This is a genomic window from Isoptericola sp. NPDC057191 (genome assembly GCF_042670225.1).
Lineage (GTDB): Bacteria > Actinomycetota > Actinomycetes > Actinomycetales > Cellulomonadaceae > Isoptericola.
Genome location: NZ_JBHUWC010000142.1, coordinates 1 through 10,981 on the forward strand (window position 1 = coordinate 1; position 10,981 = coordinate 10,981).

Annotated in this window: 10 protein-coding genes; 7 read left to right on the forward strand and 3 right to left on the reverse strand. The window is 74.5% G+C overall.

Going from position 1 to position 10,981, the window contains the following annotated elements:
• The first annotated feature begins 114 nt into the window (after positions 1-114).
• The 7 genes from ACFT55_RS15440 to ACFT55_RS15470 are packed head-to-tail and all read left to right on the forward strand — an operon-like array spanning position 115 to position 7,758.
• Positions 115-3,084: a Na+/H+ antiporter subunit A gene (locus tag ACFT55_RS15440; protein ID WP_380244724.1), complete on the forward strand. Its 2,970-nt coding sequence runs from the start codon at positions 115-117 to the stop codon at positions 3,082-3,084.
• On the forward strand, positions 3,081-3,665 hold the full coding sequence (locus tag ACFT55_RS15445; protein WP_380244725.1) for a Na(+)/H(+) antiporter subunit C: 585 nt from the start codon (positions 3,081-3,083) through the stop codon (positions 3,663-3,665). Before ACFT55_RS15440 ends, ACFT55_RS15445 begins: the two co-directional genes overlap by 4 nt.
• Complete coding sequence (locus ACFT55_RS15450; protein ID WP_380244726.1) at positions 3,665-5,260, forward strand: Na+/H+ antiporter subunit D; 1,596 nt, start codon at positions 3,665-3,667, stop codon at positions 5,258-5,260. Before ACFT55_RS15445 ends, ACFT55_RS15450 begins: the two co-directional genes overlap by 1 nt.
• The gene (locus ACFT55_RS15455; protein WP_380244727.1) at positions 5,257-5,871 is read left to right on the forward strand and encodes a Na+/H+ antiporter subunit E; all 615 of its coding nucleotides are present in this window, start codon (positions 5,257-5,259) and stop codon (positions 5,869-5,871) included. Before ACFT55_RS15450 ends, ACFT55_RS15455 begins: the two co-directional genes overlap by 4 nt.
• Positions 5,868-6,263 (forward strand): monovalent cation/H+ antiporter complex subunit F, encoded by a 396-nt coding sequence (locus ACFT55_RS15460; RefSeq protein WP_380244728.1) that lies wholly within the window; start codon positions 5,868-5,870, stop codon positions 6,261-6,263. Before ACFT55_RS15455 ends, ACFT55_RS15460 begins: the two co-directional genes overlap by 4 nt.
• Entirely contained in the window at positions 6,260-6,616 is a 357-nt protein-coding gene (gene mnhG, locus ACFT55_RS15465) for a monovalent cation/H(+) antiporter subunit G (RefSeq protein ID WP_380244729.1), read from the forward strand. Before ACFT55_RS15460 ends, mnhG begins: the two co-directional genes overlap by 4 nt.
• Positions 6,617-6,639: 23 nt before the next feature.
• Positions 6,640-7,758 (forward strand): cation diffusion facilitator family transporter, encoded by a 1,119-nt coding sequence (locus tag ACFT55_RS15470; RefSeq protein ID WP_380244730.1) that lies wholly within the window; start codon positions 6,640-6,642, stop codon positions 7,756-7,758.
• Between the two features lie 64 nt (positions 7,759-7,822).
• Here the strand turns inward: ACFT55_RS15470 and ACFT55_RS15475 are convergent, their stop codons facing one another.
• From ACFT55_RS15475 to ACFT55_RS15485, 3 genes are all read right to left on the reverse strand, one after another.
• Positions 7,823-8,368, reverse strand: a complete 546-nt coding sequence (locus tag ACFT55_RS15475; RefSeq protein WP_380244731.1) for a methylated-DNA--[protein]-cysteine S-methyltransferase — start codon at positions 8,366-8,368, stop codon at positions 7,823-7,825.
• A gap of 67 nt (positions 8,369-8,435) precedes the next feature.
• Positions 8,436-10,094: an AlkA N-terminal domain-containing protein gene (locus ACFT55_RS15480; RefSeq protein ID WP_380244732.1), complete on the reverse strand. Its 1,659-nt coding sequence runs from the start codon at positions 10,092-10,094 to the stop codon at positions 8,436-8,438.
• Positions 10,095-10,169: 75 nt separating this feature from the next.
• Positions 10,170-10,862: an alpha/beta hydrolase gene (locus tag ACFT55_RS15485; RefSeq protein ID WP_380244733.1), complete on the reverse strand. Its 693-nt coding sequence runs from the start codon at positions 10,860-10,862 to the stop codon at positions 10,170-10,172.
• Positions 10,863-10,981 lie beyond the last annotated feature (119 nt).

Consider the following 10,981-nt stretch of genomic DNA (forward strand, 5'->3'; position numbering starts at 1 on the left):
AGGGCGGGGAGCGGCCCGGGTCACACGCACGTGTCAGCTCGTTCGCACCGGGACCATCGCTTGTTGCCGGTAAGGTAAAGGGCATCGCCCCGCCCCTCGACCGGACGGAGTGCTGTGCTCCCAGTGCTGCTCTTCACCTTCCTGCTGGCCCTCGCGGCGCCGGCTCTGGTGGCATGGCTGGGCAGACGGGCGTTCTGGGTGCTGGCCCTCGGGCCGGCCTCGGCGGCGGCCTACGCGCTCGCGATGACCCCCCGGGTCACGGCGGGAGACTTCCCGACCACCCAGGTGCCGTGGGTCCCCGGCCTCAACCTCTCGATCACCCTGCAGTTCGACACGCTGGCGTGGTTCATGCTGCTCGTGGTCGGCGGCGTCGGCGCCCTCGTCCTCCTGTACTGCTCGGCCTACTTCGCGCGCGACGCCCTCGGGCTGGGGCGGTTCGCGGCCGTCCTGACGGCCTTCGCCGCCGCGATGGTCGGCCTGGTCGTCGCAGACGACCTGCTGCTCCTGTTCGTGTTCTGGGAGCTCACCACCGTCTTCTCCTACCTGCTGATCGGCCACTACGCCGACCGCAAGGCCTCCCGCCGCGCAGCGATGCAGGCCATCGTCGTCACGACGGCGGGCGGGCTCGCGATGCTCGTGGGGCTCATCATCCTCGGCGTCGCCGGCGACACCTGGCGCGTGTCGGAGCTCGTCGCGGACCCGCCGTCGGGCACCGCCGTCACCTGGGCGGCGGTCTGCCTGCTGGCGGGCGCGGCGACCAAGTCCGCGCTCATCCCCTTCCACTTCTGGCTCCCTGCGGCCATGGCCGCCCCGACGCCGGTGTCCGCCTACCTGCACGCCGCGGCCATGGTGAAGGCCGGCGTCTACCTGGTGGCCCGCTTCGCCCCGGCGTTCGCCGACCTGCCCGTGTGGCGGTGGCTGGTCCTGGTCCTGGGCGGCGGCACCCTCCTGCTGGGCGGCTACCAGGCGCTGCGCCAGCACGACCTCAAGCTGGTCCTCGCGTTCGGCACCGTCTCCCAGCTCGGCCTGATCATCCTGCTGCTCGGGCTCGGCTCGAAGGCGCTCGCGCTCGCCGGCCTGGCCATGCTCGGCGCGCACGCCATGTTCAAGGCGGCGCTGTTCCTCGTCGTCGGGGCGGTCGACGTCGCCACCGGCACGCGTGACCTGCGCAAGCTCTCCGGCCTGTGGCGGACGATGCCGTTCACCGCGACGGCCGGCGTGCTCGCGACCGCGTCGATGATCGGGTTCCCGCCGTTCGCCGGGTACGTCGCCAAGGAGGCCGCGCTCGAGGGCCTGTGGCACGACGTCACGCACGGCGCCGGGACCGTCGAGGCGGTCGCGCTGGTCGCGCTCGTGGTGGGGTCCGCCCTCACGGTGGCGTACGGCCTGCGGTTCGTGTGGGGCGCGTTCGGCACGAAGCGGCGCCCGGGGGCGGAGGCCGTGCGCGGGGAGGCGACGACGCGCGACGCCGCGGCGGAGCCCGCGTCGGCGACGCCCGTGCGGCGGCAGCCGTGGCTGCTCGTCACCCCGCCCCTGGTGCTCGCGGCCCTCGGCCTCGCCGTCGGGCTCGTGCCGGCCGTCGGGGAGCGGCTGCTCGCCCCGTACGCGGACCTCTACCCGACGGGCGACGCGGGCCACCTGACGCTGTGGGGCGGGTTCACGCCCGTGCTCGCGCTGACCGTGCTCGTGCTCCTCGCCGGCTTCGTGCTCTTCTGGCAGCGGTCCCGGGTGGAGCGGGCCCAGGACTTCTTCTGGTCGCCGCGCAGCGCCGAGGTCACCTACCGGCGCACCATGCGCCGCCTGGACGACCTGGCCGCCGACGTCACCGCCGCCACGCAGCGCGGTTCCCTGCCGGTCTACCTCGGCATGATCCTCGTGGTGCTCGCCGTCGCCCCCGGCGCGGTGATCGCCACCGGTCTGGTCGGCGGCACGCCGGGCCTGCAGGTCGTGGCGTGGGACCGTCCGGCCGACGCCGCCGTCGTCGCGATCATCGCGATCTCCTGCGTGCTCGCCGCCCGCGCGCGCCGCCGCCTCAAGGCCGTGGTGCTCGTGGGCGTCGCGGGGTACGCCAACGCGACGCTGTTCATGCTGCACGGCGCCCCCGACCTCGCCCTCACGCAGGTGCTCTGCGAGACGATCACGCTGGTCGTGATGGTGCTGGTGCTGCGACGCATGCCGCCGTACTTCACCGACCGGCCGCTCGCCGCGAGCCGCTGGGTGCGGCTGGTGCTGGGCGTCGTGACCGGGCTCGTGATGATGGCGCTGACCGTCGCCGCCCCGCTCGTGCGGGTGGCCACGCCCATCAGCACCCACTTCCCCGACGAGGCGTACACGTGGGGCGGCGGCAAGAACATCGTCAACGTGACCCTGGTGGACATCCGCGCCTGGGACACCGTCGGCGAGATCTCCGTCCTGCTCGTCGCGGCGACCGGCGTCGCGTCGCTCATCTTCCTGCGCCAGCGCAGCGGAGAGGTGCTGCGCCTGTCCCGCGTGGAGGAGGTCAGCCGGCCCGACCCGCACACCCGGCGGGTGTGGCTCGCCGCCGGCAGCACCATGGAGCCCGAGCGACGGTCCGTGATGTTCGAGGTCATCACCCGCGTCATCTTCCACGCCATGATCGTTTTCGCCCTGTTCCTGCTGTTCAGCGGGCACAACGCGCCGGGCGGGGGCTTCGCCGCAGGGCTCGTCATGGGCATCGCGTTCACCGTGCGCTACCTCGCGGGCGGGCGGTACGAGCTCGGTGAAGCCGCGCCCGTCAGCCCCGGCGTGCTGCTCGGCACCGGCCTGTTCCTCTCCGCCGGCGTCGGGCTCGCCACGCTCGTCGCCGGGCAGGAGGTGCTGCAGAGCACCGTCCTCAACCTGCACGCTCCCGTCCTCGGCGAGATCCACCTCGTGACGTCGCTGTTCTTCGACATCGGCGTGATGCTCGTCGTCGTCGGGCTGGTGCTCGACCTGCTGCGCACGCTCGGCGCCGAGATCGACCGGCAGGGCCCGCTGCCCGCACGCACCCTCGTCGGCGAGGTCGCCGCGCCCGGCACGCCCGACCCGGCAGACGACGCCCGGCACGAGGAGGCAACCCGATGACCGTCCTCGAGAACACCCCCTCCGCCGTGCTGGTCCTCGCGATCGGCGTGCTCTTCGCGACCGGCGTCTACCTGATGCTGGAGCGCCCGCTCACGCGCGTGCTGCTCGGCTTCGTGCTCATCGGCAACGGCGTCAACCTCATGCTGCTGGTCATGGGCGGCCGCTCCGGGGCGTCGCCGATCATCGGCAACGCCCCCGACGGCGTACGCATGAGCGACCCGCTGGCGCAGGCGATGGTGCTCACCTCGATCGTCATCACGCTCGCGCTCACCGCGTTCGTGCTGGCCCTGGCCTACCGGTCCTGGCAGCTGCACGGGCACGACGAGGTCGCGGACGACGTCGAGGACCGCCGCGTCGCCCGGCACGCCGCCCTCAACGCGCCCGCGTTCGAGGACGCCGACGACACCGAGCTCGACCAGACGCTCGACGAGGAAGCCGCCGACGCGCACGACGACGTCGACGACAGCGACGACGACCGCCGCGAGCGCCGGGCCGACCGCAGGACCGGGCCGACGCACGACGCGGGCGGCGCGCCCGGCACGGGCGGCACGGGCGGCACGGACACTGAGGAGCGCCCGTGATGCCGTGGTCCGTCGAGACGCTCGTGCCGCTGCCGGTCATGCTGCCGCTGTTCGCGGCCGGTCTCACGCTCGCCCTGCACCGGCACGCCCGCGTGCAGCGCATCATCAGCGTGACGGCGCTCGCTGCCGCCCTCGCCGCGTCCGTGGGGCTGCTGTTCGCCGCCGACTCCGGGCCGATCGTCGTCGAGGTGGGCAGCTGGGCGGTGCCCGTCGGCATCGACCTGGTGGCCGACCGCATCTCGGCGGTGATGCTCACGGTCTCGTTCGTGATGCTGCTGTGCGTGCTCCTGTACTCCCTGGGCCAGGGCGTCCCCGAGGGCGACGACGACCCGGAGGGCAGGCGCGGCGACCCGATCCCCGTCGCGATCTTCCACCCGACGTTCCTGATCCTGGCCGCGGGCGTGGCGAACGCGTTCCTCACCGGCGACCTGTTCAACCTGTACGTCGGCTTCGAGATCCTGCTCGCGTCGTCGGCGGTGCTGCTGACCCTCGGGGGGACGGCCGAGCGCGTCCGGGCCGGGTCCGTGTACATCATCGTCACGCTCATGTCGTCGCTGCTGTTCCTCACGGCGATCGCGCTGATCTACGGCGCGACCGGCACGGTGAACATGGCGCAGCTCGCGGAGCGGCTGCCGGACATCGACCCCACGGTGCGCACCGCGCTGCAGCTCCTGCTGCTGCTCGCGTTCGGGATCAAGGCCGCGATCTTCCCGCTGTCCGCGTGGCTGCCCGACTCCTACCCGACGGCGCCGGCGCCGGTCACGGCCGTGTTCGCCGGCCTGCTCACCAAGGTGGGGGTGTACTCCATCCTGCGCACGCAGACCCTGCTGTTCCCGGACAACCCCACCGTGGACCAGGTGCTCATGGTGCTGGCGCTGCTGACGATGGTCATCGGCATCCTGGGCGCCGTGGCGCAGAACGACGTCAAACGTCTGCTGTCGTTCACCCTCGTCAGCCACATCGGCTACATGATCTTCGGCATCGCGCTGGCCACCGAGGCGGGCACGGCGGCGGCCGTGTACTACGTGGTGCACCACATCTCTGTCCAGACGGCGCTGTTCCTCGTCGTCGGGCTCGTCGAGTGGCGGGGCGGCTCGACGTCGCTCGACCGCCTCGGCGGCCTGGCGAAGCTCGCGCCAGGGTTGGCCGTGCTGTTCTTCGTGCCCGCGCTGAACCTCGCCGGCATCCCGCCGCTGTCGGGGTTCCTGGGCAAGGTGGGGCTGCTCACCGAGGGGGCGCGCGTCGGGACGGGGCTCGCGTGGGTGCTGGTCGTGGGGTCGGTCGTGACGTCGCTGCTCACGCTCTACGCGATCGTCAAGGCGTGGAACAAGGCGTTCTGGCAGGCGCCGTCGAAGGAGATCGAGTCCGACGTGCCGCTGCCGCGCGGGATGGTGTGGCCCACGGGGGCGCTCGTCGCCTTCGGCCTGCTGCTCACCGTCGTCGCCGGCCCGCTGTACGGCTACGCGGAGCGTGCCGCCACCGCGTCGATGGACGGACACACGTACGTGGACGCCGTCTTCCCCGGCGGGGCGGACCGCGGCCAGGGGGAGTCCGTCGCGGTGAGCGACGACGGCCACGGCGGAGGTGACCGGTGAGCCCGTACCCGCGCCGACGACCCGCCGAGCTGCTGCGAGGGCTGGGTTCGCAGTGGCACGCGCTCACGCTGCTGACCGTGATCTGGGTGCTGCTGTGGGGCGACCTGTCGTGGGCCAACGTCATCGCCGGCGCCCTGATCGCCGCCGTCGTGGTCACGCTGTTCCCGCTCCCCGACGTCACGATGCACGGCACGGTGCGGCCGTGGCCCGCCGCCGTCCTGGTGGGCAGGTTCGTCTCCGACCTGTTCCTCGCGTCGTTCGAGGTCGCGTGGACCGCCGTCCGGCCCGGTCCGACGCCGCAGGGCGCGATCGTCGCGGTGCGGCTGCGCAACCCCGAGGACGCGTACCTCACCATCACGGCGGTGATGTCGTCGTTGGTGCCCGGGTCGCTCGTCGTCGAGGCGCGGCGCAGCACCGGCGTCGTCTACCTGCACGTGCTCGACATCCAGGGCGCCGGCGGGCCGGAGGCGGTGCGTCGTGACACGCTCGCGCTCGAGGAGCGCGTGCTGCGTGCGTTCGCCAGCAGGTCGCTGCTCGCCCGCTGCGGGCTCGCGTCCGACGACGACACCGCGGGTGCCGTGCACACCGGACGTGGAAAGGGGGACGCATGATCCTCGCCGCCGTGATCGCGGCGGCCGTGCTCGTGGCCGTCGCGGCGATGCTCGCGCTGGTCCGGGTCGAGCGCGGTCCGTCCATGCTCGACCGCGCCGTCGCCCTCGACGCCCTCACCATCACGCTGGTGGGTGCCATCGCCATCGAGGCGTTCTGGTCGCGACGCACCGAGACCATCCCCATCCTCGTCGCGCTCTCCATGGTCGGCTTCGTCGGCTCGGTGACGATGTCGCGGTTCGCCGCGAAGGAGCCCGACGGCGAGTGGCGGGTCCGCACGCCGGAGGAGGTCGCGGCCCAGGCGCGGGCCGCCGACGTGCCCCGCGGCGAGCAGCGAGACGGGCCGCGCGGCGCCGAGGCCGAGCCGGAGGACGAAGGGGGTGGCTCGCGATGACCCAAGTCGAACCGGGCGTGTGGACCACGATCGCCGACACGGTCGCCGCCGTGTGCCTGCTCGCCGGGGCCTTCCTCACCCTCGCCGCGGGCGTCGGGCTGGTCCGGTTCCCGTCGCTCCTCGCCCGCATGCACACCGTCACCAAGCCGCAGGTGCTGGGGCTGGTGCTCATGCTCGCGGCGCTCGCGCTGCGCGTGCGCAGCTGGTCGGCCGTCGCGATGCTCGTGCTGGTCGTCGCGTTCCAGCTGGCGACGTCCCCCGTCGCCGCGCACATGGTGGGACGGGCCGGCTTCCGCACCGGCAAGGTCGACCCGCAGGACCTGCGCCCCAACGAGTTCGGCGAGCCCGACTGACCCTCGGCTGGTAGACCGGGCGCATGCGCCCTGCCGAGCCCCCTGTCGATCCTCCTGCCGGTCCAGCTGCCGGGCCCTCCACCGGGCGACCCGACGAGCACCCCGCCGGCGGTCCGGCCCAGCCCGACCCGTTCGCCGCGCTCGCGCGGCCTGCCGAGCCCGAGCCCGGTGCCGCCCCGCCGCACCCGGGCGTCAGCCCGCGCGTCGTGCAGGACACCGCCGGCGGCGAGAGCACGCTCACGGTGGTCATCGCGTTCGTCGCGAACGCCGTCGTCGCCGCCGCGAAGACCGCGGCGGCCGTGATCACCGGCTCGGCGTCCATGCTCGCCGAGGCCGTGCACTCGTGGGCGGACACCGGCAACGAGATCTTCCTGCTCGTCGCCGACCGACGCTCCCGCCGCCCCGCCGACCACCTGCACCCGCTCGGCTTCGGACGCGAGGCGTACGTGTGGTCCATGTTCGCGGCCATCGGCCTGTTCGCCGTCGGCGCGGGCGTGTCCATCACGCACGGCATCCAGGAGCTGGTGCACCCCGAGCCCGCCAGCGACTACGGCGTCGCCTACGCCGTGCTCGGCGTGGCGTTCGTGCTCGAGGGCGTGTCGTTCCTCCAGGCCAGCCGGCAGGCGCGCGCGGAGGCGAAGAAGGCGGAGCACGACGTGCTGCACCACGTGCTCGTCACGTCCGACCCGACGCTGCGGGCCGTCTTCGCGGAGGACGCCGCGGCGCTCGTCGGGCTCGTCGTCGCGTTCGCCGGTGTGCTCGCCCACCAGCTCACCGGGTCGCCCGTGCCGGACGCCCTCGGGTCGATCGTCGTGGGCGTCGTCCTGGCCGTGGTGTCCCTCGTCCTGGTGGACCGCAACCGCCGCTTCCTCGTCGGCGAGGCGGCCCGGCCCGAGACCCGGGCCGCCGTGCTGGCGCACCTCGTCACCATGCCGCAGGTGGAGCGTGTGACCTACCTGCGGCTGGAGTACGTCGGGCCGCGGTCCCTGTACCTCGTCGCGAGCGTCGACCTCAGCGGCAACGAGCCCGAGTCGAACGTCGCCCGGCGGCTGGACGACCTCGAGCGGGCCGCCACCCGGGTGCCCGTCATCGCCGGTGCCGTCTTCACCGTCTCGACCCCGGAGGAGCCGTCGCTGGTGTGACGCCGCCCCTGACCCGTCCGGCATCGTCCGTGCTGACTTGATCCTCAAACTCGCCGTTTGAGGATCAAGTCAGCACGCTCGATGACGTTCCGGCGGAGGCATGCTGGGCCTCGTGCGCGAGGAGGCTGCGCTTGACGTCGAGGCCGTACCGGAAGCCGCCGAGGCTGCCGTCGGTCCGCAGCACCCGGTGGCACGGGACGAAGAGGGCGGCCGCGTTCATCGCGCACGCGCCGGCGGCCGCGCGGACGGCGGCGGGCCGTCCAGACAGCTCGGCGTAGCGGGTGTACGTCACCGGCTCGCCGGCGTCGACCGTGCGCAGCACGTCCCACGCGTGCGCGCGGTACGGGCCGGACACCTGCCGGACGGGGACGGCGTCGATCGCGCGCACGTCGCCGGCGTAGTAGGCGCGCACCGCGGCGACGGCGGGCGCGACCGCCGGGTCGTCGTCCGGCACGGGGACGGTCGCGGCGGGCCGGACGTCGGGGTGGGTGAGCCCGACCAGCGCGTCCGCGTCCGTCGTCCAGCCGGAGGCGAGCACCGTGCCGTCGGGTGCGACGACGACGGTGAACGGGCCGTCGGGGGTGGTCAGGGTGGTGGTCCGAGCAGACATGGTTTCTCTCCGTGATGTCGGATGCCGAACAGGTGGTTGTACCCGGAAAGCGGGTCGAGAAGGTGCGTTACCGCCTGGTCGGCGGGAGGGCGGCGCGCCACAGGTGCATGGCGGCGTACGAGCGCCAGGGCGCCCACCGCTCCGCGCGGGCGGCGAGGGCGCGGGATCGGGCGGCACGCGGTGCGTCGTCGGGCACGCCGGGCAGGTCGATGCCCGCGGCGGCAGCGCCCGCGAGGAGGGCGACGTCGCCGTCGAGCCAGGCGTCCGGGTCGCGCAGCACCCGCATCGCCACGTACGCCGCGGTCCACGGGCCGATGCCGCGCCGGGCGACGAGCGCGGCGCGCAGCTCGTCGCCGTCGTCGCCCACGCCGACGGCGAGGGAGCCGTCGTCGAGCGCGCGGGCCGTGTCCGTGACGGTGGCCAGCGACCGGGCGGGCAGGCGCAGGTGGTCGGCTGCCGACGCCGCGACCTGGGCGGGCGTCGGGAACAGGCGGGTCAGGCCGGGCACTGCCGAGTCGTAGGCGCTGCCCGCGCCGGCGGCGAGCCGGCCCAGGTGGGTGCGGGCCGCGGCCACGCTGATCTGCTGGCCGACGATGGCGCGCACCACGATCTCGTGCGGGTCCACCGTCCCGGGGACGCGCAGCCCGGGGGTGCGGGCGACGAGCGGCGCGAGGGCGGGGTCGTCGGCGAGGGTGGTGTCGACGGCGGCCGGGTCGGCGTCGAGGTCGAGCAGCCGGCGCAGCCGCGCCACCGCGACGGAGACGTCCGCGGCGGACGCGAGCTCCAGCCGCACCGCCACCCGCCCGCGCCCGACGCCGGGCCCCGCGACGACCTCGGCCGCGCCCGGGCCGTGGGGCAGTCGCAGCGTGCGGGCGTACCGCACGTCCGCGCCGGAGAGGTCGGCGACCTCCACGCCGTCGACGGCGCGGGCCGTGAGGAACGCCACCACCCCGCGGGCGTCGTACGGCTCGCGGACCGGCAGCTCGAGGTCGAGCCGGACCCGGGCGACCTCCCCGCCCGCCCCGGACGCCGCACCGCCGGCGAGCACCTGCTCGCCCGCGGTACCGGGCGGCACGACGCGAGCGCTCGCGCGTGGGACGGCGGTGGGACGGCGTCGGGCGCGGGCGCGCAGGTCGCTCGGCGTGGTGTCGAAGACCTCGGCGACGGTGTCGTTGAACTGGCGGATCGAGCCGAAGCCGGCGGCGAACGCGACGTCCGCGAGCGGCATGTCGGACCCGACGACCAGGCTGCGGGCCGTCTGCGCCCGCTGGGCACGGGCGAGGGCGAGAGGGCCGGCGCCGAGCTCCGCCGACAGCATCCGGTGCACGTGCCGCGCGCTGTACCCGAGGCGGGCGGCGAGCCCGTCCGTCCCCTCGCGGTCGACGACGCCGTCCGCGATGAGCCGCATCGCGCGCCCCGCGAGGTCGTGGCGCAGGTCCCAGGCCGGGGTCCCGGGCGCGGCCTCGGGCAGGCAGCGCTTGCAGGCGCGGAAGCCGGCCTCGTGCGCCGCCGCCGACGTGACGTAGAAGGTGACGTTCTCCGGCTTGGGCGTGCGTGCGGGGCACGACGGGCGGCAGTAGATACCGGTGGAGCGCACGGCCGTGAAGAACTGCCCGTCGAACCGGGTGTCGCGGGCCGCGATCGCCCGGTACCGCTCCGCGAAGACCTGCGGGTCCTCCGTCCTCGCGGTCTGGGCCGGGGTGCTGGGCCGCGCTGTCGTCGTCATGTCCTCATCCTCACGCGAGCCCGGCGTCTCGGGCTAGCGGGAATCGGACATGGCTCTAGACGCGCGGGCCGGTGGTTACGGGAGCGACTCGACCCAGTCGAGGACGGTGACGAGGTACGTGTCGCGGGCGGGCTGTGGTGAGAGGGCGAGGTCGTGCGCGCCGCCGGCGACGGTCCGCACCGTGACGTCCCTGCCCAGACGTGGGGCGCGGTCGCGGATGTGCACGACGTCGAGCACGGAGTCGGTGGTCACCAGGTCGGGGTGCCACGACCGCGCCGGGCCGGACCGGTCGGAGGCCAGCACGAGGATCGGGATCGTCAGGTCCAGGCCGTGCGCGACCCGACGGTGCGCGCGCCGCACCGAGCGCAACCAGCCGGCGCGGACCGGGAAGCCGGCGTGGGGCTTCCACGCCAGGTCGAAGTCCCACTCGCCGCCCGTCTCGCGGTGCAGGGCCGTGCCGTAGTGCTCCCCGAGCGAGCCCACGGCGAGCCGAGGCGCGAACCGCCCCACCACGTCGATCGCCCAGGTCGCCGGGCCGCGCATCAGCCAGCTCTCGTTGAGCTCCAGCCACGGGCTGTTCAGCACCAGCGCGTCGGCCCGGCCTGGCCGTCCGTTCGCCCACAGCGGGGCGATCAGCCCGCCTGTCGAGTGCCCGAGCACCACCAGCCGTTCGTGCCCCGCGGCGCGCACGACGGCGGCGGCCGCGTCGAGGTCCTGCGCGTACAGGGCCAGGTCGTCGACCAGGTTGGGGTCGCGGCCGGCGGCCACGTGCGCGGCGAGCGCCCGCCCCCCGGGGCCGGGCGCCGAGGGGGGGGACGCGGGGCCCCCCCGCCCCCACCCCCCCCCCGCCGCGCGGGGGGGGGAGCAAGGGCCCCACCCCCGGACCG

Excerpts from the sequence above, each read along its gene's own strand:
- ACFT55_RS15445 (WP_380244725.1), top strand. The coding sequence starts at position 3,081 with ATGACCGTCCTCGAGAACACCCCCTCCGCCGTGCTGGTCCTCGCGATC.
- ACFT55_RS15450 (WP_380244726.1), top strand. The coding sequence starts at position 3,665 with ATGCCGTGGTCCGTCGAGACGCTCGTGCCGCTGCCGGTCATGCTGCCG.
- ACFT55_RS15460 (WP_380244728.1), top strand. The coding sequence starts at position 5,868 with ATGATCCTCGCCGCCGTGATCGCGGCGGCCGTGCTCGTGGCCGTCGCG.
- mnhG (WP_380244729.1), top strand. The coding sequence starts at position 6,260 with ATGACCCAAGTCGAACCGGGCGTGTGGACCACGATCGCCGACACGGTC.
- ACFT55_RS15470 (WP_380244730.1), top strand. The coding sequence starts at position 6,640 with ATGCGCCCTGCCGAGCCCCCTGTCGATCCTCCTGCCGGTCCAGCTGCC.
- ACFT55_RS15475 (WP_380244731.1), bottom strand. The coding sequence starts at position 8,368 with ATGTCTGCTCGGACCACCACCCTGACCACCCCCGACGGCCCGTTCACC.
- ACFT55_RS15480 (WP_380244732.1), bottom strand. The coding sequence starts at position 10,094 with ATGACGACGACAGCGCGGCCCAGCACCCCGGCCCAGACCGCGAGGACG.